Below are 13617 nucleotides of genomic sequence, written 5' to 3' on the forward strand. Positions count from 1 at the left end.
AGCGCCCCGAGGGCGAAGCACGCCGCGTACCCGGCTCCGCCGGCGATCCCCGTCAGCACCTGGAGGCCCATGAGCAGTCCTGTGACGGTCCGCTCCGGCTGGAGCGCGCCGATGGACACCAGCCCGATGGGAAGGGCTCCGGCCAGGGAGACCCCGATCCCGCCCCACGCGAGCAGGCGCAGGCGGGTGCGATGTGCAGCGGTGTTCTCGAAGAGGCGCATGCGGCCGGCGCGGTACCCCAGGATCACGAGGGACAGCAGCGGGTAGGCGATCGCGATATAGAGCGACGTCGAGCGCGCGGTCGGAGCGGAACAGCAGCCATCCGGTCACGAGCAGTGCGAACCCGTAGGCGGTGAGGATCTCCCCGGGGAACACGAGGAAGGCGTGGAGGGCACCGAGCAGGAGCAGCAGGAGCGCCCGTCTGCGCAGAGTCCTCCGTGCCCCGTCCGGTGCGGCGGGACCGGAGGAGCGCCTGGCGAGGCTCCACGCGACCCCGTAGCCGAAGAGGATCGCGAACAGCGGGAACGCCCGGTTGTCGAGGAGCAGGGTGGCGGCGAAGGTCGCTGCCCGGTCCGGTGCGGGCTCGTGCGAGGCGTCCACTCCGAACCCGGCACCGGCGTGGACCCCGGCGTAGGCCATGGCGATGAGCAGCAGCATCAGCCCGCGGGCGGTGTCGGGTGCGAGGAGCCGCCGCGGAGCGGCGTCCGGCGTCGAGGGCGAGGTCATGGGTTCGATGCTCCTTCCTCCGGTTCAGAGGTGCGGGGGTACTGGGCGACGCCGAGCGCCCTCACTGCGGCGGGCACGACGACCGCTCCGGTGAGGATCACCGCGGCCGCGGCCAGGCATGCGATCTGCCAGGAGCCGAACTCGTACAGGTACCCGGCCGCGACGGTGCCCACGAGACCGCCGGCCAGAGCGGCGGATTCGTACCACCCCAGGCCGCGTCCCAGGCGCAGCTGCCCGGAGGCCTCTGCGATCACCGCCTGCTGCACGGGGAAGACGACCGCCCAGGCAGCGCCGGCCAGCACCCAGCACACCCCTATGACCACAGGGTTGGGGGCGAAGGCCAGGCTCGCGGCGAATCCGGCGCTGGCGACCGAGGCCAGGGCCAGCATCCGGGTGCGGCCGCAGCGGCGCACGAGGCCGTGCAGGTGGGGAGGCAGTATGCCCATCGCGATTCCGCCGGGCAGGAACACCAAGCCGATCTGCAGCGGCCCGAGGCCGAACTCCTGCTGCAGGTGCAGGAGGAGCAGGAGGCTGATGACCCCCTCGGCGGCCATCGTGAGGGCCACGGCGAGCAGCATCGGGGACAGGCGCCGCAGCAGACGCGTCTGCTGCGGCGCGGGCTCCGCCTCCTTTGCGGACGCGGCGGTGTCAGCGGATGCGGCGGAGGCGGAGGGCGTGCGGGCCGGCCCCCCTCGGGGCGGTCAGCATGATGACTGCGCCCACGAGACAGCAGACGGCGAGTGCTGCGAACACGCCCTGGTAGCCCACCGGGCCGATGAGGAGGAACACCGGCACGAAGACGACCCAGCTTCCCGTCTCCTCCGCGGAGACCAGTGCGGCGAATGCTCCGGAGTCCTCGCCGAGCCGCTCACCGACGATCGCCCTGAGTGCGACCCACAGCAGCGCGCCGCCCGCCCCTCCGACCGCTGCGGCGGCATACGCGAGGGCCGGATCGGCCGCACACGCGTATCCGAGGCATGCCGCGGCGTAGAGGAGCGCACCGAGGGCTGCGACACTGCGGCGTTCGAAGCGGTCTGCGAGAGATCCCGCAGCCGGCCGCACTGCGAGTGAGACTGCGAGTTCCACGGCCAGCAGGACGCCTATCTGCGCTGGCGTGAGGCCGATCGACGCTGCGGCGAAGAGCGGCAGCATGAAGTCGACGACCTCTCCGGCTCCGCTGAGGAACACTGCGGACGTCAGCGCGCGCTTCTGTCGCCTCCGTGGACGGGGACTGTCGATGCTCATGTGATACGAGCGTACTAGTACGACTGTTCTTCTTCAATGTATGCTGTGGAGCATGCCTCGACACGTCGATCCCGAACAGCGGCGCCACGACGTCGCGCAGGCGACCTGGCGCGTGATCCTCCGCGCCGGTCTGGCGAAGGCCTCGGTCCGCGCCGTCGCGGAGGAGGCAGGGCTCTCGGTGGGCTCGCTGCGCCACTACTTCAGTGAGCAGCGGGAGCTGCAGATCTACGCCTTCGAGCTCATCAACGAAAGGGCCGCGCAGCGCCTCGCAGCCGTCGCGGGGGACCTTCCCGTCCGGGACCGGATCGAACAGACGATGTGGGCGCTGCTGCCCGTCACTCCCGCACAGGTCGAGGAGCAGCAGATCGCGCTGGCCTTCCTCGTCGAGTCGCGGACCGATCCTGCACTCGCCGAGATCGTCGCGCAGGATCGGGCCGCTGCCGTCGATCTCACACGCGGGGCGATCCTCGCCCTGCGCGAGGCCGGGCTCGCGGATCCTGCTGTGGACGTCGAGACCGCAACCGTGGAGCTGAGGGCGCTCCTCGACGGTCTCGCACACGCCGCTGCCCTCCACCCGGCAGACATGCCGGGCCACCTGATCAGGGCCGCTGTGAGGAGCTGGCTCGACGGCCTGGCCCCGTGACGCGGAGCGATGCGCCGGTCACCTCCGGGCGCGGAGGAGATGGCGGGTGGAGTGCGCGACGAAGCTCCCGTGGCGGCGGATGCGGGCGTCCATGTCCCGGAGCCGGTCCCGGTACCGCTCGACGCTGAAGTCCGGCACCCACCACACGCACCGGCGGAGGATCCAGACGACCGCGCCCACGTCCCGGAACTCCATCCGCAGCCGGGCGCTGCGGAGATCGGTGACCTCGAGTCCGGCCTCCGCGGCGGCGTCCGCCTCGAGGTCCGGGCGGCGGTCCGCGCGCTGTGCCGCAGTGGTCTCGCCGCGGAAGAACTCGATGAGCTCGAATGCGGACTCCGGCCCCACGTGCTGCCCCAGGTACTCGCCGCCTGGCGCGAGCACGCGTGCGATCTCCGACCAGGCGGGCTTCACCGGGTGGCGGGCCGTGACCAGATCCACGCTGGCGTCCGCGAATGGGAGCGGTGCTCCCGGGGCCGTCTCGTGGACGGTCACGCCCCGCGGACCCAGCAGCTCCCGGGCACGGGCGGCATTGGCCGGCCAGCTCTCGGTGGCGTGCGGGTCCGCGGCCATGAGCGGGGCCTCGGCGAGCACCTCGCCCCCGCCAGTGTCGAGGTCGACGGCGGTCCGCGCCCGTGCGACGGCCTCGCCCAGCAGGCGGGAGTAGCGCCAGGGCGGCCGCTCCTCGCTCGCCCTGCCGTCCAGCCAGGAGAAGTCCCAGCCCGTCACGTCCGCGCGGGCGGCCTCGTCGATGAGCTCCTCGAAATCGCGCATGCGCGTCATTGTGCCAGGCGGCCGGCCTCGGCGGCTGCCGCGGCGGCGCGTGCGGCATCGATGCGGGCGCTGCCGATCCGCGGCCATCCCCACAGGAGGAGCGGGGCCATGAGCACGGCGGCGCTCAGGTATGTGGACCGCAGCGCCCACTCGCGGCCGAGCTCCGGTTCCAGGAGGGAAACCAGCGCGCCCGCCGCGAGCGCACCCAGCGACATCGTCCCCCAGCCGAAGAAGCGGTAGACGGAGTTCACCCTCCCCAGCAGCCGGTCGGGGATGAGCCGCTGGCGGAGGGATACCGTCACCATGTTCCAGACGACCACGGCGAACCCCATCGCGACGCTCACCGCCCAGACCGCAGCGGCATGGCTGAGCAGGCCGATGACGCCGTAGCAGGTGCCGATGATGAGGAGGGATCCGCGCAGGACAGTGCCCTCGCGAGCCCGCTCGGCCACGCGGTCGCCGGTGAGGGAGCCTGCGAGGGCGCCCGTCGCCATGCCGGTCGTGAGCATCCCGAACGTGAGCCCGCCGCTCACGCCCAGCACGTCCTGGGCGAAGAAGACGAACTGCGCCGAGGTGAGCATGCCCAGGAGGTTGAATGCGCCCAGCAGCAGGGCCAGCGTGCGCAGCAGCCGGTGGCGCCAGAGCCAGGCGAGGCCCTCGGCGGTCTCGCGGCGGAAGGAGGGCGGGAGGGGAGAGTCCGCGCGGCCGGCCCGGCCCCGCCTGCGCCCGTCGTCTCCTCGCAGGGTGAGCATGAGCGCACCGGCGAGCGCGAGCAACGCCGCGTGGGCACCGAAGGGCACGACCACGGCGACCCCCACGAGCGCTCCGGCGAGTGCCGGTCCGGCGAAGCCGCCCAGGGCCGTCTCCGCACCCCAGAGCCGTCCGTTCGCCCGTTCCAGCAGTCGCTGGTCGACGAGGGAGGGCATGAGGGTCTGTGCGGTGGTGTCGCGCAGCACCTCCGCGCAGCCCACGAGGAAGGCGAGGAGGCAGAGAGCGGTGAGGAGGACGGTCCCGGGAGCGGCATCCGCATGGGAGACGGGGTCGGGTGCGGGTGCCGGACCGCGGACCGCGAGCAGGAGGAGTGCGAAGGCGAGGACGAGGACGCAGCGCGCCCCGTCCATGGCGGCGACGAGGCGGCACCGGTCGACGCGGTCGGCGAGGACGCCCGCGGGCAGGGAGAGCAGCAGCCAGGGCAGCCGGGTGGCCAGTGCGACGAGGGTGAGCCACAGGGGTTCGCGGGTGAGGGACGAGGTGAGCCACACGACGGCCACGCTCATGAGGCCGTCGCCCAGGTTCGCCGCCGCCGAGGCCACGAGCAGCCTCCAGTAGCGCCCGCCCAGACGAGGCGCGGGGGCCGAGGCGCCTCCTGCCTCGGGAGCCCCGGCCCCCGTCATGTCTCCTCGCCGCCGGCGGAGCCGAGCGGCGGGCGCGGGGAGGGATAGAGGGCGAAGGCGAGGGCGTAGGTGGTGGTGCCCCCGCGCGGTGAGTCCGCGAACTCCTGCAGCAGCGCATTGAGGCGGGCGCTGAACTCCTCTGCACGCTCCGTGGGCACGCGCACATGGCGGATGTTCGCGTTCAGCACGCCGCCGTGGTCCTGCGGGACCTGTGCGAGCTCCGCGGCGGCGAGGTCGATGACCTGCTCCGGGACCCGCGTCCCCGCGCCTTCCCGCCCGTACAGGAAGACCCGCGCGGTGCGGCCGTAGTACTTGGCCTCGAGTGCGCGCACCCGCTTCCGGCGCACGACCCGCACCAGCCCTGCGGCCTCGAGCACCTTGAGATGATGTCCGATCGTGCCCTTGGGCCGGTCGAGCAGGTGGGAGAGCTCGCTGGTGGTGGCCGCCCGCTCGCTCAGCGCACTCACGATCTGCATCCGGGTCTCCTCGAAGAGCGCGCGGTGCTCCTCGGGGCTGCTGAGGCTGCGGACCTCGTCGAGCGGATAGTCCGGCGGCACGGGTGCCACTGCGGCGCCGGCGGAGGTGCGCGTACGGTCGGCATCGTCAGTATGGTCGGTCATACTCATATGGTCGGTGAATGCCGACCATATGGTCAAGGGCCGCTCTGGGTGACCGAGCCGAGAGTGCGGATGGGGGAGCGGAGCCGCTCAGATGACGAGGCCCACAGCCCCGTAGGCGGTGAGGAGCACACCCACTGCGAGGAAGGAGACCGCACTCAGCTTCGTGCCGTTGCGCTCCAGCCAGTCGTCGAGGCGCCGGAGGGCGGGATCGATGCGTGCGTGCGCCAGGACGCGGACCACCGTCAGCAGCGCGGCCGGCAGCACCATCACGAGGCAGTAGAGCGCCACCCAGCCCGTCACACCCGCCCACCCCAGATCCGTGCGCGTGAGCAGGGCGATGGCGCCCAGGTAGGGGAGCATCCCGGTGAATTCGACGGCGAAGGCGAGCAGCGCCACGCCCACGATGCGGCGGGACGAGTCCGCCTCCAGCGTGCGTCTGCGCCAGTCCTGGAGCTGGGAGGGGATGAGCTGCGCATGGGCCGCGAACGTGCGGGTGAGCATGAGCGCGCCCATCCCGGCGGTGACGAGCCCGAGGGCCGCCAGCACCAGCGGGGCCGTCACCGGCGACCAGCTCTCCAGCACCCCGGCCGCGAAGTCCAGCACCGGGGATGCGATGAGGGCCACGAGCATGCCGCCGGCGAAGTACAGCCCCGCGAGCGCGAGCAGGTACACCGCGATCCGCGCCGCGCGCACCCGCCCGGGAGCGAGCAGCAGCCAGAGCGGGACGAGCGAGGTGCCGGCGCTCGTGCTGTCGAACAGCGCGAGCCCGAGGACGCTCAGGGCGAGGGCGGTGGTCACGGTGACTCAGCCTAGCGGTGACGCCTCCTGGGTGCCTGCCTCCTTCAGCGCCTTCCGCTGGGCCCGCCGTGCCTGACGCCGCTCCTTGGAGCGCTCGGTGAGGAAGTACAGCACCGGCACCAGGACGAGGGTCAGCAGCGTCGAGGTCGTGAGCCCGCCGATCACCACGATCGCCAGCGGCTGCGAGATGAACACCCCGCCGCCGGTGAGCCCCAGTGACATGGGGACGAGGGCGAAGATCGTCGCCGCCGCCGTCATGAGGATGGGCCGCAGCCGCAGGCGGGTGCCGTGGATCACCGCGTCCATGAGCTCCATGCCCTCGGCCCGGAACTTGTTGATGAGGTCGATGAGCACGATCGCGTTCGTCACCACGATCCCGATGAGCATGAGCAGACCGATCATCGACGGGATGCCCAGCGGGATCTGCGTGATGACCAGGAGGAGCACCGCGCCCGTCGCCGCGAAGGGGATCGAGACCAGCAGCACGAGTGGCTGCACGATGGACCGGAAGGTGCCGATCATCACCATGAGCACCAGCACCACCGCCGCGAGCATCGCCAGGCCCAGCTGGGAGAAGGACTCGGTGAGGTCCTCGGCAGCGCCGGCGACGGCGAAGCTCACGCCGCTGGGCAGATCCGCCTCGGCCTCCAGCTGCGCCACGGCCGCGGAGACCGCGCTCAGCTGTCCCGCCTCCGGGGTGACCGAGACCGTCGCCTGGCGCTCGCCGTCCATCCGGCTGATGCTGGGAGCGGTCCGGACCTCCTCGACATCCGCGATCGTGTCCACCGTGATCGCGTCGCCGGTGATGTCCGGGATGGCCTCCTGCTCGTCCGCGATCGCCTCCTGCTCGTCCTGGTCGCGGCGCTGCTGCTCCTGCGTCTCCTCGAGCTCGACGATGCCGTCCTCGGCCTCCTGCAGACCGTCACGCGCGTCGTCGAGTGCGCTCTCCAGCTCCTCGACGGGGTCCTGCGGCTCCGGGGGAGGGCCCGAGCCGGGGTTGCGGAGCTGTTCGAGCTGGTCCTCGAGCTCCTCCACCCGATCCGCGGCCTGATCACGTGCCTCGACCGCCTGATCCCTCGCCTCCCGGTTGGCCTCCTCGGCCTCGCGCTCGCCCTTCTCCGCAAGGGCGTCCGTGCGCTCGTCGAGGGAGTCCTGCGCGGCCTCCTGCGCCTGCTGCGTCTGCCGCTGGGTCACGGGCAGCTCCAGACCTGCGATGTCCTCGGGAGAGGCGTCCGGGTGCGTGGGCGCGATCCGGATGTCCCGTTCCGCTCCCTCGAGCGTGAGGGTGCCGGCGGGCACGCCCTGCAGGGCGGCGGCGACGGCCTGACCCACCTCGGCCTGGGTGAAGCCGTACTCCGCGGCCGCCTCGCGGTCCACGTCCACGCTCAGCACCGGCTGCTCACCGGCGAGGTCGTGACTCGCCTCTGCCACGCCGGGCAGTTCGCGGGCCCGTTCGACCAGATCCTGCGCCGCCTCCTCGATCCCCTCGGGGTTCTGCCCGGTGAGGTTGATCGTCACGTCCTCGGAGAGCTCCTGCGCGGCTCCGCCCACGGAGACCTCACCGGCGTCCTCCAGCGCGGAGAGCTCCGCGTCCAGCCGCGCGGTGGCCGCTTCCGGATCCGCGTCCTCCCGCAGGGTGACCGTGAAGGAGTTGGAGGCGCTGCCGCCGCCGTACATGTCCCCGCCGATGGTCGAGAGGTAGTCGGCGACGTCCCCGTCGGCGGCGAGCACCTCCTCGACCTTCTGCGCGGCCTCGTCGCTGGTCTCCAGCGCGGTGCCGTCCTCGAGCTCCTGCGTGACGTAGAGGGAGCTCTGGCCCTGGTCGCCCAGCAGATCGGTCTTGAGGAAGGTCGCGAGCACCAGGGTGAGCACGAGCACGAGGACGGAGATGCCCACGGTCCGGCCCGGGTGACGCAGCGCGGCCTGGATGGTGGGCAGGAAGCCCTGCTGCAGCCGGTCGATGGGACCGGAGGCCTCCCCCGAGGCGGCGGGGCGTGCCACCGGATGTGCGGCGACCGGCGGCAGCGGGGCACGGCCCTTGGCCTCCCGCTTGGCGTTGCGCTTCTCGATCCGGGCGTTCGCCCGCTCCTGCCGGGCGAGCGCCTTCTCCTCCTGCCGCTCCTGCCATGCCGCGTAGCGCGCGTCCGTCCGCTCCTGCCTGGCGGGCTTCAGCGGCTTGGGGCTGTGCCGGAGGAACCAGTAGCTCAGCGTCGGCACGATCGTGAGGGAGACGAGGAGCGAGGCGAGCATGGCGAGGCTCACGGTGATCGCGAAGGGACGGAAGAGCTGGCCCGCGATGCCGGAGACAAAGGCGATGGGCAGGAACACGGCGACGGCGGTGAGCGTCGAGGCCGTGACGGCGCCGGCGACCTGGCGGACGGAGGCCACGATGTCCTCGACCGTGAGCTCGCTCGTGCCCTGCCGTCTGCGGATGTTCTCGATGACGACGATCGAGTCGTCCACCACGCGGCCCACCGCGATGGTGAGTGCGCCGAGCGTGAGCAGGTTGAGCGTGTACTCGCCCACCCACAGGCCGATCATCGCGATGAGGAGGGACATCGGGATGGAGATGGCCGCGATGATCGTCGAGCGGAAGGTTCCGAGGAAGGCGAGGATCACGAGGACGGCGAAGAGCAATCCGAGGCCGCCCTCCACGGAGAGGTCGTGGATCGACTGCTCGATGTCCGGTGCCTGATCGAAGATGGTGGTGAACTCGACGTCGTCGCCCAGCTGCGGGCCCAGCCGGTCGAGGGTGTCCGCGACCGCGTGCGAGACCTCCACGACATTGGCCTGCGGGGTCTTGACGACGGAGAGGGAGAGGGCGTCCTCACCGTTGGCGCGGGAGAGCGAGGTCTGCTCGACCTGGGCGAGCTCCACGTCCGCGATGTCGGAGAGGACGACGGGGCCGTCCTCGGTCTGCAGCGGTGTGCTGCCCACGGCCTCGACGGCATCCAGTTCGGAGCCCACCTCGACGCTGAGGGAGCGGCCGTCCTCCGTCGTGCTGCCGCCGGGAGTGACGGTGCCGGCGGCCTCGACGGCCTCCATGATCTGCGGCGCGGCGATCCCGTGCTCCTCGGCCGCGGCCGCGTCGAGGACGACCGAGACCTCCTGCTCACGCTGGCCGCTGAGGTCCACGCTCGCGACGCCGGACAGCGATTCGAGCTCCGGGACGAGACCGGACTCCACGCGCTCGCTCAGGTCCTCCTCCCCGGAGGACGAGGAGACCGCCAGGCTCACCACGGGCGCGCTGTCCATGGAGGCGGGCACGACCTCGGTCTCGGCGGTTTCCGGGAGAGAGCTCGCAGCGCCGTCGACGGCCTGGCGGACCTCCGCGGTGAGCTGGTCCTCGTCCGCGTCGAACGGCCACATCACGGTCGCGAACATGGAGCCGGGGGAGGTCTCCGTCGTGACCTCGTCCACCTCCGGCACCGCCATGAGCGCGGTCTCCAGCGGTGCGGTGACGGAGTCCTCGATCACCTCCGGCGAGGCCCCGGGGAGGCTGGCGGACACCATGATGCCGGGCGTGGAGATCGAGGGCATTGTCTCCTGGTTGAGCTTGGTGGTCGCCACGATGCCGAACACCATCACCGCCGCGGTGATCATCCCCACGATGAGCCGGTTGAGCAGGCTCATCCTCGTCAGTACGGTCATTGAAGTCCTTCCGGATGCGCAGGCGGGTGTCAGGCGTTCCTGCGCAGTCTTTCAGGCAGGGCCCAGCCGCGCCTCACCCCGGAGACGGATCTGTGAGCTGCCGGGACTCATACCAGAGGATGACATCGGGGGCCGCCGCGCGGAGCTGAGTGCATCACATTGGGGTGTAATGGCCTGGACGGCACGCCACCCGGCGTTAAACTCACAGTCGAGCGTCTTTCACCCACACGTCATGCTGCGGCAATCCGGTGCTGAGCCGGTGGCGGCGGAGGTGGCCACGAAGGCGTGCGCTCTCGCTGCGGGGAGGGCGGCAGACCCGTCACCGACACATAGGCAGCCTGTGGAAATCGTCACCCTCACCGTCGTGCTGGTCATCGCACTGGCGCTCTTCTTCGACTTCACCAACGGCTTTCACGACACCGCCAACGCGATGGCCACCCCCATCGCCACCGGCGCGCTCAAGCCCAAGACGGCCGTGGCGCTCGCGGCGGTGCTCAACCTCATCGGCGCGCTCCTGTCCACGGAGGTGGCCAAGACCGTCTCCGGGGGGATCCTCCACGAGGACCGGATCGGCGGGGACATCTTCCCCATGCTCATCTTCGCCGGGCTGGTGGGCGCCATCTTCTGGAACATGCTCACCTGGCTGCTGGGCCTGCCCTCGAGCTCGTCGCACGCGCTCTTCGGAGGACTGCTCGGCGCGACCATCGTGGGCATCGGCTTCACCGCGGTGAACGTGGGCGGCGTGATGTCGAAGATCGTGCTGCCGGCGCTCCTCTCGCCGCTCACGGCGGCCGTCATCGCCTTCCTCTGCACCAAGCTCGCCTACACCACCACGCGCCGCTACTCCAAGGGGCCCAACGGACGCGACGGCTTCCGGATCGGGCAGATCCTCACCTCCTCCCTCGTGGCTCTGGCGCACGGCACCAACGACGCGCAGAAGACGATGGGCATCATCACCCTCGTCCTCATCACGGTGGGCTGGCAGTCCGGCGCGCACCACGAACCGCAGCTGTGGGTCGTCCTCTCCTGCGCCTTCACCATCGCCCTGGGCACCTACATGGGCGGCTGGCGGATCATCCGCACCCTCGGCAAGGGCCTCACCGAGGTCAAGCCCGCCCAGGGCTTCTCCGCCGAGACCTCGACGGCGGCGACGATCCTCGCCTCCTCCGCCTTGGGCTTCGCGCTGTCCACCACGCAGGTGGCCTCCGGTTCGGTGATCGGCTCCGGGCTGGGCCGCCGGGGCTCCAAGGTCCGCTGGTCGACCGCGGGCAAGATCGTGGTGGGCTGGCTCCTCACACTGCCGGCCGCGGGCCTGGTGGGCGGCCTCGCCGCGCTCATCGTGGTCTGGATGGGTCCGTGGGGCCTGCTCCTCGACGCCGTGCTCGCCGCCCTGGTGGTGGGCGGCCTCTTCCTCCGCTCGCTGAAGAACCAGGTGGGCTCCGACAACGCGATGAGCGATGTGCCCGCCGCCACCAGCGACGTCGCGGAATCGGCCAAGGCCGTGCGGCTGAAGAAGGGGGCGCGCCTGCGCTCCAAGGTCCGCACCGACGAGGCCGCTGCGGCCGAGGCCGCGCCTGCCGCGGCGGATCCCGCCACCACCGCTGACCGGAAGGACGAGAACGCATGAGCATCGACTGGCTGGCCTTCGGACAGGTCTTCCTCGCCGCCCTCGCCGGTGCGGCGGTCCTCGTGGGCCTCTACTCGCTGGGGCTGCGCCTGCTCGTGACGGGCGGCAGGCCTCCGGTCGTGCCCCCGCAGGAGTTCCCCGACGCCATCACGGTGATGTCGGAGAAGGCCCGGCGCAAGGCGGAGCGCAAGGCGGAGAAGGCCGCGCAGCGGGTGCCGCTCACGGACCGGCAGAAGCGCACGGTCCTCAGCTTCGCCTACCTCTGCTTCGGACTGTGCGCCTGTGCGATCGTCGGTGCCGTGCTCGTGATCTTCCTCTTCCACTGATCCTCCTGCTCACACGGTGCGATCTGTGGCACAGTGAGTTCCGGCGGTCCGGAGTGAGGACCGTCGGAAGGAGCACACCGTCGTGACCACCACGCAACTGTCGTACGTCTCGGGTCCGTCCGCGGCCCCGCTGCTGGGAGAGACCCTGGCACAGTCCCTCGACCAGGCCGCGCGCGCCCACGGTGAGCGCACCGCTCTGGTCGACCGGCCCTCGGGCCGCCGGTGGACCTATGCGGAGCTGGTGCGGGACGCGGACGCCGTCGCCGCCGGTCTGCTGGACCGGGGGATCGGCACGGGGGACCGCGTGGGCCTGTGGGCCCAGAACGTCCCGGAGTGGACGCTCGTCCAGTACGCGTGCGCCCGCCTGGGCGTCATCCTCGTGAACATCAATCCCGCCTACCGCTCGCACGAGCTCGCCTACGTGCTGGGCCAGTCCGGCTGCCGCCTGCTCATCAGCCAGATCGCGGCACCGCCCCACTCGGACTTCGTGACGCTCGCGCGGGAGGCCGCGGCCGAGGCCGCCGGTGAGACGGGCGGTCCCGGCGCCCGCCCGGAGCTGATCTTCCTCGACACGGTCCCCGGCCCGCTCGGCGCGGAGGCGGAGGCCCGGCTGCAGCCGGGCGAGTCCTTCGCGCAGCTGCAGGAGCGGGGGCACGCGCTCCTGCAGGACCCGGCCGCCAAAGCCGACATCCGCCTGCAGCAGATCTCCGACTCCCTCAGCTGCGACGACCCGATCAACCTGCAGTACACCTCGGGCACCACGGGCTTCCCCAAGGGCGTGACCCTCACGCACCACAACCTCCTCAACAACGGCTACTTCATCGGCGAGCTGCTGAGCTACACCGAGACGGACGTGGTGGTCCTCCCGGTGCCCTACTTCCACTGCTTCGGCATGGTGATCGGCACGCTGGCGATCGTCAGCCACGGCGCGTGCGCCGTCATCCCCTCGGCCTCCTTCGAGCCGGCGGCGGCGCTGAGCGCGGTGCAGGCGGAGGGCGCGACCTCGCTCTACGGGGTGCCCACGATGTTCATCGCGGAGCTGGCGCTGCCGGACTTCGCAGAGTACGACCTGTCCACGCTGCGCACCGGTGTGATGGCGGGCTCCCCGTGCCCCGTCGAGGTGATGAAGCGGGTCATCGGGGAGATGCACATGTCCGAGGTGGCGATCTGCTACGGCATGACCGAGACGTCCCCGGTGTCCACCATGACCCGGGTCGACGACACCCTGGCCCGCCGCACCGAGACGGTGGGACGGGTGATGCCGCACCTCGAGGTGAAGATTGTCGACCCCGCGACCGGCCAGACCGTGCCGCGTGGTGCGCAGGGAGAGGTCTGCACGCGCGGGTACTCGGTGATGCGCGGGTACTGGCGGGAGCCGGAGAAGACCGCCGAGGCTCTCGACGAGGCGGGTTGGATGCACACGGGAGACCTCGGGACGATGGACGCCGAGGGCTACCTCAGCGTCTCCGGCCGCATCAAGGACATGGTGATCCGCGGGGGAGAGAACCTCTATCCGCGTGAGATCGAGGAGTTCCTCTACACCCACCCGGCCATCCGGGACGTGCAGGTCGTGGGCGTGCCGGACGAGAAGTACGGCGAGGAGCTGCTCGCCTGGGTCATCCTCCGCGAGGGCTACGAGACCCTCACCGCCGAGGAGGTCCGCGAATTCGCCGCCGGGAAGCTCGCCCACCAGAAGATCCCGCGGTACGTGGAGGTCCGGGAGTCCTTCCCGATGACGGTGTCCGGCAAGATCCGCAAGGTGGAGCTGCGCCGCGAGGGCGAGGCGGTGGTGCGGGACTGAGCCGGGTCCGGGGCG

At 71.4% G+C, this 13617-nt stretch carries 11 protein-coding genes and 1 pseudogene; 4 read left to right on the plus strand and 8 right to left on the minus strand.

Going from position 1 to position 13617, the window contains the following annotated elements; translation table 11 throughout:
* Window positions 1-20: 20 nt before the first annotated feature.
* The 3 genes and pseudogenes from ABD240_RS17090 to ABD240_RS03325 form a co-directional block, all read right to left on the minus strand.
* Window positions 21-221, minus strand: a pseudogene (locus tag ABD240_RS17090) (DUF418 domain-containing protein); the annotation flags it as partial.
* Window positions 222-722: 501 nt separating this feature from the next.
* The gene (locus tag ABD240_RS03320) at window positions 723-1304 is read right to left on the minus strand and encodes an MFS transporter (RefSeq protein WP_344335122.1); all 582 of its coding nucleotides are present in this window, start codon (window positions 1302-1304) and stop codon (window positions 723-725) included.
* Window positions 1305-1374: 70 nt separating this feature from the next.
* On the minus strand, window positions 1375-1971 hold the full coding sequence (locus tag ABD240_RS03325) for an MFS transporter (RefSeq protein WP_344335125.1): 597 nt from the start codon (window positions 1969-1971) through the stop codon (window positions 1375-1377).
* A gap of 52 nt (window positions 1972-2023) precedes the next feature.
* Here ABD240_RS03325 and ABD240_RS03330 point away from each other — a divergent pair, with 52 nt between their 5' ends.
* A complete protein-coding gene (locus ABD240_RS03330) occupies window positions 2024-2614 on the plus strand; it encodes a TetR/AcrR family transcriptional regulator (protein ID WP_291796993.1) in 591 nt (196 codons plus the stop codon).
* Between the two features lie 18 nt (window positions 2615-2632).
* On the opposite strand, the gene ABD240_RS03335 is transcribed toward ABD240_RS03330, so the two are convergent.
* The 5 genes from ABD240_RS03335 to ABD240_RS03355 all read right to left on the minus strand — a co-directional run bounded on the left by ABD240_RS03335 (window position 2633) and on the right by ABD240_RS03355 (window position 9848).
* Window positions 2633-3385, minus strand: coding sequence for a class I SAM-dependent methyltransferase (locus ABD240_RS03335; RefSeq protein ID WP_344335128.1), 753 nt, complete (start codon window positions 3383-3385; stop codon window positions 2633-2635).
* Between the two features lie 5 nt (window positions 3386-3390).
* A complete protein-coding gene (locus ABD240_RS03340; RefSeq protein ID WP_344335131.1) occupies window positions 3391-4779 on the minus strand; it encodes an MFS transporter in 1389 nt (462 codons plus the stop codon).
* Complete coding sequence (locus ABD240_RS03345; protein WP_344335134.1) at window positions 4776-5399, minus strand: ArsR/SmtB family transcription factor; 624 nt, start codon at window positions 5397-5399, stop codon at window positions 4776-4778. Before ABD240_RS03345 ends, ABD240_RS03340 begins: the two co-directional genes overlap by 4 nt.
* A gap of 87 nt (window positions 5400-5486) precedes the next feature.
* A complete protein-coding gene (locus ABD240_RS03350) occupies window positions 5487-6197 on the minus strand; it encodes a GAP family protein (RefSeq protein ID WP_344335137.1) in 711 nt (236 codons plus the stop codon).
* A gap of 6 nt (window positions 6198-6203) precedes the next feature.
* On the minus strand, window positions 6204-9848 hold the full coding sequence (locus ABD240_RS03355; RefSeq protein ID WP_344335140.1) for an efflux RND transporter permease subunit: 3645 nt from the start codon (window positions 9846-9848) through the stop codon (window positions 6204-6206).
* 340 nt (window positions 9849-10188) lie between these two features.
* Here ABD240_RS03355 and ABD240_RS03360 point away from each other — a divergent pair, with 340 nt between their 5' ends.
* The 3 genes from ABD240_RS03360 (at window position 10189) to ABD240_RS03370 (ending at window position 13602) form a co-directional block, all read left to right on the plus strand.
* On the plus strand, window positions 10189-11475 hold the full coding sequence (locus ABD240_RS03360; RefSeq protein WP_291793706.1) for an inorganic phosphate transporter: 1287 nt from the start codon (window positions 10189-10191) through the stop codon (window positions 11473-11475).
* Window positions 11472-11801 (plus strand): peptidase, encoded by a 330-nt coding sequence (locus ABD240_RS03365; RefSeq protein WP_291793709.1) that lies wholly within the window; start codon window positions 11472-11474, stop codon window positions 11799-11801. Before ABD240_RS03360 ends, ABD240_RS03365 begins: the two co-directional genes overlap by 4 nt.
* 82 nt (window positions 11802-11883) lie before the next feature.
* Window positions 11884-13602: an AMP-binding protein gene (locus ABD240_RS03370; protein WP_344335144.1), complete on the plus strand. Its 1719-nt coding sequence runs from the start codon at window positions 11884-11886 to the stop codon at window positions 13600-13602.
* The last annotated feature ends 15 nt before the right edge of the window (window positions 13603-13617 follow it).

This window comes from Brevibacterium salitolerans (assembly GCF_039531405.1).
In the GTDB taxonomy this organism is placed as follows: Bacteria; Actinomycetota; Actinomycetes; order Actinomycetales; family Brevibacteriaceae; genus Brevibacterium; species Brevibacterium salitolerans.

Coding starts and splice junctions, on each gene's coding strand:
- ABD240_RS03320 (WP_344335122.1), bottom strand. CDS start 1,304: ATGCTGCTCGCCGTGGCCCTCACGATGGCCGCCGAGGGGGTCATCAGC.
- ABD240_RS03325 (WP_344335125.1), bottom strand. CDS start 1,971: ATGAGCATCGACAGTCCCCGTCCACGGAGGCGACAGAAGCGCGCGCTG.
- ABD240_RS03330 (WP_291796993.1), top strand. CDS start 2,024: ATGCCTCGACACGTCGATCCCGAACAGCGGCGCCACGACGTCGCGCAG.
- ABD240_RS03335 (WP_344335128.1), bottom strand. CDS start 3,385: ATGCGCGATTTCGAGGAGCTCATCGACGAGGCCGCCCGCGCGGACGTG.
- ABD240_RS03340 (WP_344335131.1), bottom strand. CDS start 4,779: ATGACGGGGGCCGGGGCTCCCGAGGCAGGAGGCGCCTCGGCCCCCGCG.
- ABD240_RS03345 (WP_344335134.1), bottom strand. CDS start 5,399: ATGACCGACCATACTGACGATGCCGACCGTACGCGCACCTCCGCCGGC.
- ABD240_RS03355 (WP_344335140.1), bottom strand. CDS start 9,848: ATGACCGTACTGACGAGGATGAGCCTGCTCAACCGGCTCATCGTGGGG.
- ABD240_RS03365 (WP_291793709.1), top strand. CDS start 11,472: ATGAGCATCGACTGGCTGGCCTTCGGACAGGTCTTCCTCGCCGCCCTC.